At 63.6% G+C, this 16,121-nt stretch carries 14 protein-coding genes and 1 other RNA gene; 7 read left to right on the top strand and 8 right to left on the bottom strand.

Annotated features, from left to right (window positions below):
* Together ACYQ47_RS27885 and surE are read right to left on the bottom strand one after the other, a co-directional pair.
* Positions 1-1,098 (bottom strand): protein-L-isoaspartate(D-aspartate) O-methyltransferase, encoded by a 1,098-nt coding sequence (locus ACYQ47_RS27885; RefSeq protein WP_459907955.1) that lies wholly within the window; start codon positions 1,096-1,098, stop codon positions 1-3.
* The gene (surE, locus tag ACYQ47_RS27880; protein ID WP_244825347.1) at positions 1,095-1,853 is read right to left on the bottom strand and encodes a 5'/3'-nucleotidase SurE; all 759 of its coding nucleotides are present in this window, start codon (positions 1,851-1,853) and stop codon (positions 1,095-1,097) included. Before surE ends, ACYQ47_RS27885 begins: the two co-directional genes overlap by 4 nt.
* A gap of 103 nt (positions 1,854-1,956) precedes the next feature.
* Between surE and ACYQ47_RS27875 the strand changes: the two genes are divergently transcribed.
* Positions 1,957-2,931 carry an NADPH:quinone oxidoreductase family protein gene (locus tag ACYQ47_RS27875; protein ID WP_459907953.1) on the top strand — a complete coding sequence of 325 codons (975 nt, stop codon included), beginning with the start codon at positions 1,957-1,959 and terminating at the stop codon, positions 2,929-2,931.
* A 130-nt stretch (positions 2,932-3,061) separates the two neighbouring features.
* Here ACYQ47_RS27875 and ACYQ47_RS27870 read toward each other — a convergent pair whose 3' ends face one another.
* The 6 genes from ACYQ47_RS27870 to ffs form a co-directional block, all read right to left on the bottom strand.
* Positions 3,062-4,267, bottom strand: a complete 1,206-nt coding sequence (locus ACYQ47_RS27870; RefSeq protein ID WP_244825349.1) for a CaiB/BaiF CoA transferase family protein — start codon at positions 4,265-4,267, stop codon at positions 3,062-3,064.
* 21 nt (positions 4,268-4,288) lie between these two features.
* Positions 4,289-4,513 carry a DUF1653 domain-containing protein gene (locus ACYQ47_RS27865; protein ID WP_014191626.1) on the bottom strand — a complete coding sequence of 75 codons (225 nt, stop codon included), beginning with the start codon at positions 4,511-4,513 and terminating at the stop codon, positions 4,289-4,291.
* Between the two features lie 22 nt (positions 4,514-4,535).
* On the bottom strand, positions 4,536-5,132 hold the full coding sequence (recR, locus tag ACYQ47_RS27860; RefSeq protein WP_244825350.1) for a recombination mediator RecR: 597 nt from the start codon (positions 5,130-5,132) through the stop codon (positions 4,536-4,538).
* A 59-nt stretch (positions 5,133-5,191) separates the two neighbouring features.
* Positions 5,192-5,518, bottom strand: a complete 327-nt coding sequence (locus ACYQ47_RS27855; protein ID WP_244825351.1) for a YbaB/EbfC family nucleoid-associated protein — start codon at positions 5,516-5,518, stop codon at positions 5,192-5,194.
* A gap of 118 nt (positions 5,519-5,636) precedes the next feature.
* The gene (dnaX, locus tag ACYQ47_RS27850; protein ID WP_459907949.1) at positions 5,637-8,765 is read right to left on the bottom strand and encodes a DNA polymerase III subunit gamma/tau; all 3,129 of its coding nucleotides are present in this window, start codon (positions 8,763-8,765) and stop codon (positions 5,637-5,639) included.
* Positions 8,766-8,950: 185 nt separating this feature from the next.
* Positions 8,951-9,049: signal recognition particle sRNA small type (gene ffs, locus ACYQ47_RS27845), an RNA gene on the bottom strand.
* 347 nt (positions 9,050-9,396) lie between these two features.
* On the opposite strand from ffs, the gene trxA reads away from it, so the two are divergent.
* The 6 genes from trxA to ACYQ47_RS27815 all read left to right on the top strand — a co-directional run bounded on the left by trxA (position 9,397) and on the right by ACYQ47_RS27815 (position 16,069).
* A complete protein-coding gene (trxA, locus tag ACYQ47_RS27840) occupies positions 9,397-9,723 on the top strand; it encodes a thioredoxin TrxA (protein WP_008349330.1) in 327 nt (108 codons plus the stop codon).
* 240 nt (positions 9,724-9,963) lie between these two features.
* A complete protein-coding gene (gene rho, locus ACYQ47_RS27835; RefSeq protein ID WP_244825353.1) occupies positions 9,964-11,229 on the top strand; it encodes a transcription termination factor Rho in 1,266 nt (421 codons plus the stop codon).
* A 211-nt stretch (positions 11,230-11,440) separates the two neighbouring features.
* On the top strand, positions 11,441-12,265 hold the full coding sequence (locus tag ACYQ47_RS27830; protein ID WP_250464981.1) for a M90 family metallopeptidase: 825 nt from the start codon (positions 11,441-11,443) through the stop codon (positions 12,263-12,265).
* A 131-nt stretch (positions 12,266-12,396) separates the two neighbouring features.
* Positions 12,397-12,651, top strand: coding sequence for a type B 50S ribosomal protein L31 (locus ACYQ47_RS27825; protein WP_016345518.1), 255 nt, complete (start codon positions 12,397-12,399; stop codon positions 12,649-12,651).
* A 256-nt stretch (positions 12,652-12,907) separates the two neighbouring features.
* A complete protein-coding gene (locus ACYQ47_RS27820) occupies positions 12,908-14,671 on the top strand; it encodes an ArnT family glycosyltransferase (RefSeq protein WP_250464983.1) in 1,764 nt (587 codons plus the stop codon).
* Positions 14,672-14,710: 39 nt separating this feature from the next.
* Complete coding sequence (locus ACYQ47_RS27815) at positions 14,711-16,069, top strand: MATE family efflux transporter (protein ID WP_459909345.1); 1,359 nt, start codon at positions 14,711-14,713, stop codon at positions 16,067-16,069.
* The last annotated feature ends 52 nt before the right edge of the window (positions 16,070-16,121 follow it).

Below are 16,121 nucleotides of genomic sequence, written 5' to 3'. Positions count from 1 at the left end.
TCAAATCACTCCGGATTTTAAAGGTACAAAAAAAACGCGATCGAGCTGCGACTCCCGCCATTGCGTGGCCGACACGCGCGTGACGAGCGTGAGCACCTGCGACTGCGCGGCCTGCGAGCCCACCGGCGCGACGAGCCTGCCGCCTATCGCCAGTTGTTCGAGCAAGGCCTGCGGCACGTCGAGTCCCGCGCACGCGATCACGATGGCATCGAACGGCGCCGCGGCAGCCAGTCCGAGCCGCCCGTCGCCGTAATGCAGCCGGATATTCGGCACACGCAGCGGCCGAAGATTGAGCTTGGCGCGTTCGGACAACGGCCGCACGCGCTCGATCGAATAAACCTCGGTCGCGACCTGCGACAGCACCGCTGCCTGATAGCCGCAACCGGTGCCAATTTCCAGCACCTTGTCCAACGTGCGCCCTGCCGCGACCAGTTCGATCATGCGCGCGACGACCGACGGCTTCGAGATGGTCTGATGGTGACCGATCGGCAGCGCGGCATCTTCGTAAGCCTGCGCGGCGAGGCCGGGGTCGACGAACATATGGCGCGGCACGACCGACATGGCGTTCAGCACGCGCGGGTCGGTCACGCCGTTCGTGCGCAGGCGTTCGACCATGCGCTCGCGCACCCGTTCCGAGGTGAGCGTCTGCGTGCTGGCGAATGCCACGTTGGGCGCGCCCTTTTTCGTGGCCGTCGATGCCGCGTTCAGATCGCGTCCGGCGGGACGCTGCGCGGTGCGCAATGCACTCGTTCGGGGATGCGGCGCCTGGGCCGGACTGCGATTCGCGCCCGGAACCGGTTTCGCGGTTCCACTTGCCGGTTTGGTAGCGGCCTTGGCGACGGAATTGATGACAGGCTGGGCTGCCGAGCGCACCGGAAAAACCGTGGTCGCGGACTTGACGGATGCCGCCGCACTCGCCGGATTCTTGAGCGCCGAAGCCGCGCCGCGCACACTGCCCGGCTTCGCGGCAGCGGCTTTCGTGGTCGATACCGCCGCTGACTTGGCGCGCGCGTCCTGCGTGCGGCCGGCCGGCTTGCGCGGCTCGCGCACGAGGTCCGCGAGCGCCAGCGGGAAGCGCTTGGCGCGCTCGTCGCTCATGAGCGACGGCTCCCGGCTTGCGCCCATTCGCGGGTCTCGGCCATGAGTTTCGTGTGAGTCAGGTCGAGCTGCAGCGGCGTGATCGAAACGAAGCCGTTCGCGACTGCGTGAAAGTCGGTGCCTTCGCTGGCGTCGAGCGCGTCGCCCGACGGGCCGATCCAGTAGATCGGGTTGCCGCGCGGGTCGGTCTGGCGAATCACCGGCTGCGACGGATGCCGCTTGCCCAGACGCGTGACCTTCCACTCGCGCAGTTGGTCGTACGGCAGGCTCGGAATATTGACGTTCAGAAGCGGATGACCCGGCATGGGGTGATCCAAAAAATGCGCGACGATTTCGGCGGCCACGCGCGCCGCATCTTCTAGATGCAGCCAGTCACGCCCGACGAGCGAAAACGCGATAGCCGGAATGCCGAACATGAAGCCTTCGGTGGCGGCCGCGACCGTGCCGGAATAGAGCGTGTCCTCGCCGACATTCTGGCCGTTGTTGATCCCTGACACGACGAGATCGGGCCGCGCTTCGAGCATGCCGGTGAGCGCGATATGCACCGAGTCGGTTGGCGTGCCGTTCACGAAGTTGAAACCGTTAGCCGACTGATGCACGCTCAATGGCCGCGACAACGTGAGCGAGTTGGACGAGCCGCTGCAGTTCTGCTCCGGCGCCATCACCGTTACTTCGCCGAGCGGCTGCAAGGCGTCGTGCAGCACGTTGATGCCGCGCGCCAGGTAGCCGTCGTCGTTGCTGAGTAGGATTCGCATCCGGCGATTGTAACCGAGGAAACATGACGCGCCCACGCTTTGCGGGGTCGCGCACAGACAGCCGTCTGCCCTACACTTGGCGCCAGCCCATCAAGGAGGACACATGCGCGCCGTTCGATGCAACCAACACGGATTACCCGATACGCTCACCGTCGAAACGCTGCCGGATTTGCACCCCGAAGCCGGGGAAATCGTCATCGATGTGAAGGCCGCGAGCGTGAATTTTCCCGATGTACTGATCATCCAGAACAAGTACCAGTTCAAACCGCCGCTGCCATTTACGCCGGGTGCGGAACTCGCGGGAATCGTGCGTGAGGTGGGTGCGGGCGTCACGCGCGTGAAACCTGGCATGCGCGTCGCGGCTTACACCGCGCAAGGGGCATTCGCGCAACAGGCGCGTGCTCGGGAAACGGATTGCGTCGTGCTTCCCGACGACGTCGACCTCGCGCTCGCCGCAGCCTTCACGCTTGCCTACGGCACGTCCTATCACGCGCTCGTGGATCGCGGCGCGCTCAAGTCGGGCGAGACGCTCCTCGTGCTCGGCGCGGCGGGCGGCGTGGGCGTCGCGGCCATTCAGATCGGCAAGATTCTCGGCGCGCGCGTGATCGCGGCGGCATCGAGCGCGGAAAAGCTCGCGTTCTGTCGCGAGCAAGGCGCGGATGAAATCATCGACTATCGAAACGAAGACTTGCGCGAGCGCGTCAAGGCGCTCACCCATGGCCAAGGTCCCGATGTCATATTCGATCCGGTGGGCGGCGCCTATGCCGAACCGGCGTTTCGCAGCATCGGCTGGCGCGGGCGCTATCTCGTGGTCGGCTTCGCCAACGGCGAGATCCCGAAGCTGCCTTTCAACCTCGCGTTGTTGAAGGGCGCGAGCATCGTCGGCGTGTTCTGGGGCGATCACATGCGCCGCGAACACGCGATCGCCGATACCGAATTTGCCACCATGGTCGACTGGATCAAGGCCGGCAAGTTGCTGCCGGTGGTGACCAAACGCTATCCGCTCGATGCAACCGCGCAAGCCCTCGACGACATGATGAACCGGCGCGTGACGGGGAAGATCGTGATCGAGCCTTGAGGCGCTTCGAAGGTTGGTCGTGGGCCACGGTGCATGCGCGACGCCCTGCCCCATGCGCAAGCCGGCACCGGTGTCGCGGCCATCTTCGGGCCGCCGCGAGAGTTCGCGTTTTTTACGCGTAACGACTTCCTCAGATCACGTTCGCCGCACGCAACCGCGCGATGTCGTCCTCGGCATACCCAAGCGACCGAAGCACTTCATCCGTATGTTCGCCGAGTTGCGGCCCGAGCCAGCGCGTCTCGCCAGGCGTCTCGGACAGCTTCGGCGTCACGTTCGGCAGCGTGATCTCACGGCCGTCCTGCCACGGAAAACGCTGCAGCATTTGACGCGCGATGTACTGCGGATCGGTGAACATGTCGGCTACGCTGTAGATACGGCCAGCGGGTACATCGGCGGCGTTGAGCACGGCGAGCGCCTCGTCGATACTGCGCGTCGACAGCCACGCGGCGATGGCATCGTCGATTTCCTGCGTGCGTGGCACGCGGCCATCGTTCGAAGCGAGCGCGGGATCGTCGGCGAGATCGGCGCGGTCGATTGCCGTCATCAACCGCTTGAAAATGGGATCGCTATTGCCGCCAATGACAATGCTGCCGTCGCGGCACGGATAGGTATTCGACGGCACGATGCCCGGCAGCGACGCGCCGGTGCGCTCGCGCACCATGCCATAGACGCCGTACTCGGGCACCACGCTTTCCATCATGTTGAAGACGGCTTCGTAGAGCGCGACATCGACCACCTGCCCTTTGCCGCCATTCACCTGCCGATGATGCAGCGCCATCAACGCGCCGATCACGCCGTGCAGCGCGGCAATGGAGTCGCCAATGGAAATGCCGATGCGCGGCGGCGGTAACTCGGGATAGCCCGTGATATGACGCAAGCCGCCCATCGATTCGGCGATCGCGCCAAAGCCCGGTCTGTCGCGATACGGCCCGGTCTGGCCGTATCCCGAGAGCCGCACCATCACGAGACCGGGGTTTTCGGCAGAAAGCACCTCATAGCCGAGCCCAAGTTTTTCGAGCAAGCCCGGCCGAAAATTTTCGACGACGATATCCGCTTCTTTCGCCAGCCGCCGCACGATCTCCTTGCCCTCTTCGGCCTTCAGATTGATCGTCACGGACTTCTTGTTGCGCGCCTGTACCGCCCACCAGAGCGACGTTCCGCCCACTTCAGGGTAAAGCTTGCGCCACTTTCGCAGCGGATCGCCGCCCTTCGGATCTTCGATCTTGATGACATCCGCGCCGAATTCGCCCATGAAGCGCGCCGCGAACGGTCCCGCGATGAGCGTGCCGAGTTCCAGCACCTTGACGCCGGCAAGCGGGCCCGTCGATGCGGTCATGTCGTTCGTCTCCGCCAATTTTTAAAGTGGGATGTCGAGTGGCTTGAAGCGCGGCGCGCCGTCGGCGAGCGTCTCGTTGAACATCGCGGCGGGCCGGACCCATAAACCGCGATCATGCGGCCAGAGATGCTCGTAGACGATCATGGCTTCCTCGGTTTCCGAGTGCCGCGCGACGCCGATCACGCGATACAGCCCGCCCTTGTAATGTCGATGCGTCGCGAGCGCGAGTGCTTCGGTTTCTGTCATCGATGCAGTCCTTGATCTTTTCTCACACCGAGCGGCGGTCGAGCATCGCGCGGGCGATGGTGCCGGCATCGACGTATTCGAGTTCGCCGCCCACCGGTACGCCGCGCGCGAGCCGCGTGACCTTCAGCCCTTTCGACTTGAGCGTCTGTGCCAGATAGTGCGCGGTCGCCTCGCCTTCGTTGGTGAAGTTGGTGGCAAGCACCACTTCATTCACGGTGCCGTCGAGCGCGCGGTTGATGAGCCGCTCGAAGTGGATTTCCTTCGGCCCGATGCCGTCGAGCGGACTCAGCCGGCCCATCAACACGAAGTAGAGCCCGCGATACGTGAGCGTCTGCTCCAGCATGATCTGATCGGCCGGCGTCTCGACGACGCATAGGAGCGCGGAATCGCGTTCTTCGTCGCTGCATACTTCGCAGATGTCGGCTTCGGTGAAGGTATTGCACTTCTCGCAGTGCTTCAGATGCCCGGTCGCGAACAGCAGCGCGTTGCCGAGTTTGTCGGCGCCCGCGCGGTCGTGCTGCATCAGGTGATACGCCATGCGCTGCGCCGACTTCGGGCCGACGCCGGGCAGCGCACGCAGCGCTTCGACGAGCGCCGACAAGGCGGATGGTTGTTTCATGTGTCCTCATGGGCGGGCCGAAAGCGCGGCAAACGCCGCGTGCGCCTTCGGCCACGCGCTTAAAACGGCAGCTTGAAGCCGGGCGGCATGGGCATGCCGGCCGTCATGCCGCCCATCTTTTCCTGCGTGGTGGCTTCGGCCTTGCGCACGGCGTCGTTGAACGCGGCGGCAACCAGGTCTTCGAGCATGTCCTTGTCGTCGGCGAGCAGGCTCGGGTCGATCTGCACGCGGCGCACGTCGTTCTTGCAGGTCATCGTCACCTTGACGAGACCGGCGCCGGACTGGCCCTCGACCTCGATCAGCGCGAGCTGATCCTGCATCTTCTTCATGTTTTCCTGCATTTGCTGAGCTTGCTTCATCAGCCCGGCGAGTTGGTTCTTCATCATGATTCGGCTCCTTGAAACGGATAGTGCGTATGACGGGTAGACGCTCAGGCGAAAATGCCCGTGCGCCCGGTTGATTCGTTCGCGGCGCGGCTTCTGACGGCGCGCCTCGCGGGATGGCTTATCTTACAGAAGACGCGCCCGAAGGATTCGCGCCCGTTGCGGCAACCGGCTTGATCGATCCCTGCACGATGCTCGCGCCGAAATCGCGAATGAGCGATTGCACGAACGGGTCTTGCCTGATTTCCTGCTCGGCTTGCTGCTGGCGTTTCGCGCGTTCGGCGGCGTCGAGCGCGGCGGCGGTGCGGCGTGCGGGCGCAACCGACACATTGACCTCGAGCGCGCGGCCGAGTTTCTCCGTGAGCGCGGTCTTGAGCTTGGCGACTTGCGCGGCGTCCGCGTATTGCGGCACGGGAACGACGAGTGTGAGCGAACTGGCGTCGCAGGCGGTCAGTTCGCTGTTGAACGCGAGCTGGTATGCGATGCCCTTGAGCGGCAGATCGACCGCGAGCGTCGCCCATTCTCCCGCGATGCCTATAGCGTCGAGCGGCACGGCGGGCGGCAGCGGCGTGGCGTCGATCTTCGGCGCGGGCTTCGCTGCGGGCGCGGGTTCGTTGCCGAAGCGCATGTCGTCCGGTGCGTTATCGAACGCGGGCATGTAGCCGTCGTCGGGAGCGGCGGAGAAGTATTCATCCTCCGATCCGGGCGGCGGGTAGTCGTCGGGCGGCATGTCTTCCCAAGGAGGGATGACCTTGGGGCTTGCTTTCGCGTTGGCGTCATTGCCGGCGCGAGCGGCATTGTCGACGCTGGCGTTCGTGTTGGTGTTGATGTGGGCGCTACCGTTGCCCTTGCTGTCGACGCCCACGCCGGTGCTGCGCCCGCGAACGCCATTGTCGAGGCCGACGTTGCTCCCGCCAATGGCATCAGCACCCGCGTTGTCTGCCGCGGGCGTCGCCTGTACGTCAGAGCCCGCGCTGGCGCGCGGCGCGACGCGGCGCGGCGTCGGCACGGGAACCGAGGGCTTCGGCACGGCAGGTTTCGTTGCAGCAGGAGCGCCCGCTGGCGCTGCCGCCGCGCCTCTTCCACCGCGATCCGATGAAAGTCGCATGCCCGCACTACGCAATACTTCGAGCGCGTCCCTCGCGCCACCTGCGGCGCTGCGCGGCGCGACTGATCCGGCAGACGGCGACGCGGTTTCGGGCGCGCCATTATTAGAAGCCTCGTCTACAGCTTGCCGAGCCGCGGCAGAAAGCGGCGCCGATGCGACTGGCACTTCGTCAAACACAACGTCTCGTGCATTCCCGACAGGAGACGGCGTATTGGCCTGAACGATCTCTCCTGTGCCTTGCGCGAGCGGCGATTCGGCGGCCTCGGCTACAGAAGGCGACTCGGCAGAGTCGGCCTTCCGCACATCTGAAGATGCGGCGCTCGGCGTGGCTGAATCGAAGTCTTTCCGCGCCACTGGTGCATCGCTTGAAGATGCGATGGTGTTCAGAGGCGCGGCTGAATCGGCAACGGCAATATCCCGTGCGCCTGAAGGCGTGGCGCTATCTGCGGCAGGAGCGGGATTGGCAGTGGCCGTCTGCGCGCCTGAAGATGCGGCGCTGTCCGACACTAAAGCTGAATAACCGACGTCCGCTCTCGATGCGCTTGACAAGCCAGCCGTGTTTGCAAGCGCAGTCGAATCGCCAGAGGTCGCGTTCTTCGCGCCCGAAGGAGCGGCACTTCCTCCAGCGTCCGGCAAGTCCGCGGAACCGGCGTAAGCCGCACGCGATGCCGCATTCGCCATCGCCGATTCTCGTGCATCGGACGCGCCGACTGGCTTCGCGACTGATTCAGCCGATTCGACGCTGCGCTTCGCTTCAGCGCCCGCAAGCTCGTCGGATGCGTCACGTGGCCCGACTTTCGCCGAGGTCGCAGACCGTGCGCCGTGCATCTCCAATGCGGAAGCAGCCGCTTCACCGGACTCAGCCAACTTCTCAAAAGAACGGTTGCTAACCTGGTGCCGCGCGCCCGCTCGATCCGCCAGAACGCCATCGCGAGCCACCGGTGCCGGCGCCACGGCCCGCTCCGCCATAGCTCCCGCGAGCGCCGCATTGCGCGCGCCCTTCACGCTTTGCGGCGCGCTCACCACGAGCCCGCCACCGCCACCTCCGCCCGGTCCGCCAGCGGGTTCGAACGCGAGCATGCGCAGAAGCGTCATGGTGAAGCCCGCGTATTCATCCGGCGCGAGCCCCAGTTCGCTGCGTCCGACGGTCGCGATCTGATAGAACAACTGAACCTGTTCGGCCGACAAGCCCTCGGCGAATCGACGAATATCTCCCGCCTCCGGCCACTCGTCCAGCACCGAGGCCGGCGCGAACTGCGCCCACGCAATCCGATGCAGCAAGCTCGCCAGATCCTGCAACGCGGTCGAGAACGATAGACTGCGCAAAGCCATTTCATCGGCGATGGCGAGCACGCCCGCGCCATCGCTTGCGGCGAGGGCATCGAGCAGGCGGATCAGATAGCTTTGATCCAGCGCGCCGAGCATGCCGCGCACGGCTTCCTCGGTCACCTGATTGGCCGAATAGGCGATAGCCTGATCGGTCAGCGAAAGCGCGTCGCGCATGCTGCCGTCCGCCGCGCGCGACAACAACCGCAGCGCCTGCACTTCGAAAGCAATGCTCTCTTGCTGGAGGATGTTCTCCAGATGCGACACGATATGTCCCGCGGGCATCTGCTTCAGATTGAACTGGAGGCAGCGCGACAGCACGGTGACCGGAATCTTCTGCGGATCGGTCGTGGCGAGAATGAACTTCACATGGGGAGGCGGCTCTTCCAACGTCTTCAACATGGCGTTGAACGCGTGGTTCGTGAGCATGTGCACTTCGTCGATCATGTAGACCTTGAAGCGCGCGTCGACCGGTGCATAAACCGCGCGCTCGAGCAGCGCCGCCATTTCGTCGACACCGCGATTGCTCGCCGCATCCATTTCGACGTAATCGACGAAACGGCCTTCGTCGATTTCCCGGCAAGCGCGGCACACGCCGCACGGCTTCGAGGTCACGCCGGTTTCACAGTTGAGCGCTTTTGCAAAGATGCGCGAAAGCGTGGTCTTGCCGACGCCGCGCGTACCCGTGAAAAGATACGCGTGATGCAGGCGTCCACCGTCGAGCGCGTGCGTGAGCGCACGAACGACGTGCTCCTGGCCGACGAGCGACTCGAACGATTTCGGCCGCCATTTGCGTGCGAGAACTTGATAGGTCATGCGCGAAATTGTATCAGCAACGACTAGCGGCAAACGCCGCCGAAAGCAGCTGTCCGGCGCATCCGGAGCACGCGTGAAGATGCGGATTCAAGTCGCGTAGATGCGAGCGAATCGACTAAAAACCAGAGGAGAGTGAAGCAGGAAACCGCGGAGACTGAAGCCGGAAAAACGCAAATAAAGCGGAAGGTGACGAGCCCGACCCTCGGCACTGGTGGAAAGCGGCTGTGGCTGCTTCGTTCCCGACCTGACCAGGTTGACCGCGCCACCATGCGAGGAGGCCCGTCACGTCGAATCATATCACGCCGATAGCCGCGCCCGATAGACCTCGCGAGCACGCCGCCGACTGCATGCGGCTCCGCTCTTGCATTGCCCGAATGCGCCTCCAGTTGAGCAATGAAGGGCTGCGCGACGGCGCCTATCGGCATCGGCGACAGATAGCAAATTAAGCTAAGATGAGCGTTGAATCACGTGCGGCGCATGCTTCATCGTCCATGCGGCCAGTCCGCCGGGCTCGTCAGACGTGGTAAGCCGGCTTCGTCTCGCCCAAGCGGCGACGAAAATCTTTTACTGTTTTGGTGTATCGTGGCGAGCATTCAAACGCGGGCCTCGAATCAATAGAGGTATTCAGACAATGAGCGAATCAATCAAGCACATCAGCGACGCATCTTTCGAACAAGACGTCGTCAAGTCGGACAAACCTGTTCTGCTCGATTTCTGGGCCGAGTGGTGCGGTCCGTGCAAGATGATTGCCCCGATCCTCGATGAAGTCGCGAAGGATTACGGCGATCGCCTGCAAATCGCGAAGATCAACGTCGACGAGCATCAATCGACGCCGGTGAAGTTCGGCGTGCGCGGTATCCCCACGCTGATCCTGTTCAAGAACGGCGCAGTGGCCGCGCAGAAGGTCGGCGCGCTGTCGAAGTCGCAGTTGACCGCGTTCCTGGACAGCAACCTGTAATAGCTCGACCGGTTCGGAGCCAGCATCGTCGGCCTTTGAACCGCGCTTGAACCACGGCGCCGATGTTGTCCATCGACAACATCGGCGCCAAAGCCCCGCCCCCGGCCAACCTAAGGCCCGCGTCGCGTGTGCTATGCTAGAATTACAAGAGTTCAAGAAGTACTAAGTCCTAGAGCGGTTCCGCTCACCTCTTCTCCCAAATCTTTCTGTCGTACCTCTTCTCCCTGGCGGGAAATCCGTATGCATTTATCCGAGCTCAAGTCTCAGCACGTGTCTGCACTGATCGAGATGGCCAATGGCCTCGAGATCGAAAATGCGAACCGCCTGCGCAAGCAGGAACTCATGTTCGCCATACTTAAAAAGCGCGCCAAGGGTGGCGACACGATTTTCGGCGACGGCACGCTCGAAGTGCTGCCCGACGGCTTCGGCTTCTTGCGTTCACCCGAGACTTCGTATCTCGCGAGTACGGACGACATCTATATCAGCCCGTCGCAGATTCGCCGCTTCAATCTGCACACCGGCGACACCATCGAAGGCGAAGTGCGCACGCCGAAAGACGGCGAGCGCTATTTCGCGCTGGTGAAGGTCGACAAAGTCAACGGGCAGCCGCCCGAGGCCTCGAAACATAAGATCATGTTCGAGAACCTCACGCCGCTGCATCCGAATAAGCCGTTGCCGCTCGAGCGCGAAATGCGCGGCGAGGAAAACGTCACTGGCCGGATCATCGACATGATCTCGCCTATCGGCAAGGGCCAGCGCGGTCTGCTCGTGGCGTCGCCGAAGTCGGGCAAGACGGTGATGCTTCAGCACATCGCGCATGCCATCAAGTCGAACCACCCGGATATCGTGCTGTTCGTGCTGCTCATCGACGAGCGTCCGGAAGAAGTCACGGAAATGCAGCGTTCGGTCAAGGGCGAAGTGATCGCTTCCACCTTCGACGAACCTGCCGCGCGCCACGTCCAAGTCGCGGAAATGGTGATCGAAAAGGCCAAGCGCCTGGTCGAAATGAAGCACGATGTCGTGATTCTGCTCGACTCCATCACGCGTCTCGCACGCGCCTACAACACGGTCGTGCCGGCCTCGGGCAAGGTGCTGACGGGCGGTGTCGACGCCAACGCGCTGCAGCGTCCGAAGCGCTTCTTCGGCGCCGCGCGCAATATCGAGGAAGGCGGGTCGCTCACGATCATCGGCACCGCGCTGATCGAAACCGGCAGCCGCATGGACGACGTGATCTACGAAGAGTTCAAGGGCACCGGCAACATGGAAGTGCACCTGGAACGGCGTCTCGCGGAAAAGCGCGTGTATCCGTCGATCAATCTGAACAAGTCGGGCACGCGCCGCGAGGAACTGCTGATCAAGCCGGACCTGCTGCAAAAGGTTTGGGTGCTGCGCAAGTTCATTCACGACATGGACGAAGTCGAAGCCATGGAATTCCTGCTCGACAAGATCCGTCAGACGAAGAGCAATTCCGAGTTCTTCGACTTGATGCGGCGTGGTGGCAGCTGATTTGCCATTCGCTTATGCGTCGAGAAAAAACCGCCTGCCTTTGGTCAGGCGGTTTTTTTATGTCGTCGCTGTCGGCTGGTGTCGATTCGCGTTTGCCGGCCACTCTATCCGCGTGGCGACAGCTCCAGCCGATCCCGCAAGCAGCGCATTCTGCCCACGATCCTCCCCCATCCGTACAATCCGGTCTATCGCGCTTCCAACGCCTCGATCGATGACCAATCCCTTCACCCGCTGGTTCGGCGCGCAACGCCGCGAGCGCACGCTGCGCAAATACGCGATCGACGAAAGCCTGTGGCGGCGCACCCTCGATGCCTATCCGTGCTTCGGCCACCTGAATCCGGCCGACCTCGAACGTCTGCGCGAGACCGCGAGTCTCTTCATCGCGCAAAAAGAATTCTCGACCGCGCACGATCTCGAACTGACCGACGCCATGATCGTCTCCATCGCCGCGCAAGCCTGTCTGCCCGTCCTCAACCTCAGTCTCGACCTTTATCGCGGCTGGGTCGGCGTGATTGTCTATCCGGGCGAGTTCGTCATCAAAAAGACGGTGGAAGATCAGGACGGCGTCGTGCACGAAGTGGAACACGATGCCAGCGGCGAAGCATGGGAAGGCGGCCCGGTCGTGCTCTCGTGGGAAGATGCCCAGATGGCCGATGGCGCCGACGCCTACAACGTGGTGATCCACGAATTCGCCCACAAGATCGACATGGTGAACGGCGAGGCCGATGGTCATCCGCCGCTCTATCGACGCTGGCACGCGCCGCTCGACTCGACCGCATGGGCCGATGTCTTCGATAACGCCTATGACCAATTCTGCGCCCGCGTCGACGCGGTGCCGCAGCGCCGTTTCGGCCGCTTCGAGCGCGAATCGCTGATCGATCCCTACGCGACAGATCATCCATCCGAGTTTTTCGCGGTCTGCAGCGAGGCGCTGTTCGTTACGCCGAAACCCTTCGAAGCGGAGTATCCCGAGTTGTATCGCCTGCTTGCGCGCTATTACCGGCAGGACCCGGCGGGCGTCGGCGCCCTCTTCTAAAGCTTCCCAAAAAGATGTCAAGGGTCTGATTTTCTGGCATAATCGCCGTTTTTCGACCCTAGGCAAGTGACTCGCGAGCGCCTTGACTCAAGACGCAACGGGTTGGCTACCGCCAGATACCAGGAAAGACCATGAAAGAAGGCATTCACCCGAATTATCGCGAAGTTTTGTTCGTCGACATGTCGAACGACTTCCGTTTCGTGACCCGCTCGACCATCCAGACGCGCGAAACCGCCGAATTCAACGGCAAGTCGTACCCGCTCGCGAAGATCGAAGTGTCGTCGGAATCGCATCCGTTCTACACCGGTCAGCAAAAGATCATGGACACGGCAGGCCGCGTCGAGAAGTTCAACAACAAGTTCGCTCGCTTCTCCACCAAGAAGTAAGACGGACCACCGCTTCAGCAAAAAGGGCAGCTCTGGCTGCCCTTTTTTGTCTCTGCCGTTTCCATGATGCTGCACGGCAAAACGGTAAGGGTTGTTGCACGGCGTTACCGCGAGCCCGTCGACACTGACGCACTCCGAGGCGCGCGTCTACAATGCCGGATGCTCTGGCCCCCGCCGCGCTTGCACGCACCTGGCAACCTACCCGCACGCACCAACGCACGGCGCACTGCCCGTTTCTCTCGATAAGCCCTCACGCATGCGATCTGTCGTTCGTCTGACCGCCTCCGCCACCAGCGCCCTGCCGCGCTGGCTATTGCTCGCCATCTGTATCGTCTACGCGTCGTTCGGGCTGTTCGGCCGCGACCCGTGGAAGAACGAGGACGCGGCGGGCTTCGGCGTGATGTGGACGATGGCCAACGGCGACGCGCGCGACTGGCTGCTGCCCAATCTCGTCGGCAAGGCGCTCACGGGCGACGGCCCGCTGATGTACTGGCTCGGGGCATCGTCGATCCGGATCCTGAGTCCGTGGGTCGATGCCAGCAACGCCTCGCGCGTGGTCACGGGCCTGCTCTTCACCATCGCGTGCGCGTTCGTCTGGTACACGGCCTATCTGCTTGGCCGGCGCGACGAAGCCCAGCCATTCAAATACGCGTTCGGCGGCGAACCCGAGCCGCGCGACTACGGCCGCACGCTCGCCGACGGCGCCTTGCTGATTCTCCTTGCCTGCTTCGGGCTCGCCGAGCGCGGTCACGAAACCACGCCGCAGCTCGCGCAGTTCGCCGGCACCGCGATGCTCATCTACGGCCTCGTTCGCAGCATCGACAAGCCGATTCACGGTGCGCTCGTGTGGGGCGCGGCAATCGGCGTGGTCGGCTTGTCGAGCTCGCCCGTGCTGGTGTTCGCGCTTCTGCTATGCACGCTTGCAATGACCATCATCGTGCGTCAGGTGCGCGCCGCGCCGCTGCTGATCTACGGCCTGCCCGTCGCCGTCGTGCTGATCGCCGCGTGGGTGCTGCCGACGCTGCATTTCTTCCCCGACGACGGCGAATGGTGGCTGCGTCAATGGTGGCGCAACAGCTTCGATACTTTCTCCGGGCCGCCATCGCTCGTGTTCGGCTACGCGATGAAGAACCTGCCGCTCTTCACCTGGCCCGCCTGGCCGCTTGCAATCTGGGCCTTCGTGAGCTGGGGCGGCATGCGCCGCTCGCCGCACGTCGCCGTGCCCTTGTCCGTGATCGGCCCGCTGCTCGTGCTCGTCGTGCTGCAGGCGCGCGAAACCAATCGCCTCTTCTTGCTGCTGCTGCCGCCGCTGTCCGTGCTCGCGACTTTCGCGCTGCCGACCTTGAAACGCGGCGCGATCAACGCGATCGACTGGTTCGCCATGCTCAGTTTCACGATCATCGGCACGCTCGTCTGGCTCGTGTGGACGGCCGGCATGTTCGGCTTTCCCGCGCCCATGGCCCGCAATCTCGCGCGCCTCGCGCCCGGTTTTCATCCCGAATTCAAGCTCATTTCGTTCGTCTGCGCGGTCGCGGTGACGGCGTGCTGGTTCCTGCTCGCGCGTTGGCGGCTTGCACGCCATCCGAAGGTGCTGTGGCGCAGCGTCGTGCTATCGAGCGCGGGCACCACGCTGATGTGGGTTTTGCTCATGACGTTATGGCTGCCGGTCGTCAACTACAGCCGGACGTATCGCGATGTCGCGGAGCAGATCGCCGATCATCTTCCGCCCGACTACAACTGCATCTCGCCCGCGCGTCTCGGCGACGCGCAGATCGCCACCTTCGCGTACTTCGGCGGTATGCACTTCGCGTTCGACGAAGATTGCGACGTGGTGCTGCGTCAGGATCGCGCGGATTACGGCGATCCGCCGTCCATCTCGGCGTTCGAATGGAAGCTCGTCTGGGAAGGCCGGCGCGTGGCCGACCGCGACGAGCGCTTCCGCCTCTACGTGCGCATTGCGCGCCCCACGCCGCCGGTCAAGAAGCCGCTGCGTCCGAAAAGCCTGCGCCGGGTGCAATAGCGCATGGGCGCCGCCGTGTCTTCCAAAGCCGCCACGGGCATGCTGAGCGATGTCCGCAAGATCGGCGCGCTTGCCTGGCCCGTGCTGATCGGCCAGCTTGCGGTGATCGCGTTCGGCGTGATCGATACCGCGATGGTCGGCCGCTTCTCCGCCACCGATCTCGCGGCGCTCGGGCTCGGTTCGTCCGTCTATATCTCGGTGTATATCGGCTTGACGGGCATTCTCGTCGCGCTCCAGCCGATTGCCGGACAACTCTTCGGCGCGGGCCGCGAGGCGGAAATCGGCGAGGAAACGCGGCAGGCGCTGTGGCTCGCTTCGGTACTCATGGTGATCGGCTTCGTGCTGCTCTACTTTCCCGAACCGCTGCTGAGTCTCGCGAAAGCGCCGCCCGCGCTGCATGACCGCACGGTGGACTACTTGCGCATTCTCTCGTTCGGGCTGCCCGCGAGTCTCGTGTTTCGCGTGTATAGCTCGCTGGCGAACGCGGTCGGCAAACCGCGGCTCGTGATGTTTCTGCAAGTCGGCGGGCTCGTGCTCAAGTTTCCGCTCAATACATGGTTCATCTTCGGCGGTTTCGGCGTGCCCGCGCTCGGCGGTCCCGGCTGCGCGCTTGCGAGCACGCTCATCAATTGGGCGCTCGCCATCGTCGGAATCACGGTGCTGCTGCGCGTGGAATTCTTCCGGCCGTTCGGCATCTTCGCGCGCTTTTGCTGGCCCGTGTGGAAGCGGCAGATGGCGCTGCTGCGTCTCGGCATTCCGATGGGGCTTTCGTATCTCATCGAAGTGACGTCGTACACGTTCATGGCGCTCTTCATCTCGCGCTTCGGCACGACCACGCTCGCGGGACATCAGATCGCGGGCAACCTCGGCGCGGTGCTCTACATGACGCCGCTTGCCATCGGGATCGCGTCTTCGACGCTGGTGTCGCAGGCGCTCGGCGCAAAGCGTCTGGACGACGCGGCCTCGATCTCGCGGCACGGCATCGGCATGGCGTGCGTGCTGGCGCTGGTGTACGGCATGATCCTGCTTGCCGCGCGGCCGCAGATCATCGCCGCCTACACGCCCGACGCCCACGTGATCGCCGCCGCGATGCCGCTCGTCTTCATCATCTTCTTCTATCACCTCTGCGACGCGCTGCAGATCACCACGGCGTTCATCCTGCGGGCGTACAAGGTCACGCTCGTGCCGACCGTCATCTACGCGATCGCGCTGTGGGGCATCGGCCTCGGCGGCGGCTATCTGCTCGGCTTCGATGTCGGCGGCATGGTGCCCGAGTGGCTGCAAGGCGCGCGCGGCTTCTGGATAGCCAATACGGTGAGTCTCGGCGTGGCGGGCATCGGCCTCTTTCTGTACTGGCGGCGCGTGAGTACGCGGCATCGCAACGTGGCGACGCGCTGAGAATCGCCGAAATGCGTCAATGCAACCGATTCGTCGCAAGAATCGCGTAGGG

The sequence above is a fragment of the Caballeronia sp. HLA56 genome, assembly GCF_054655155.1.
The sequence above is the reverse complement of the archived record's forward strand: the minus strand, read 5'-3'. Positions and strand labels throughout refer to the sequence as shown.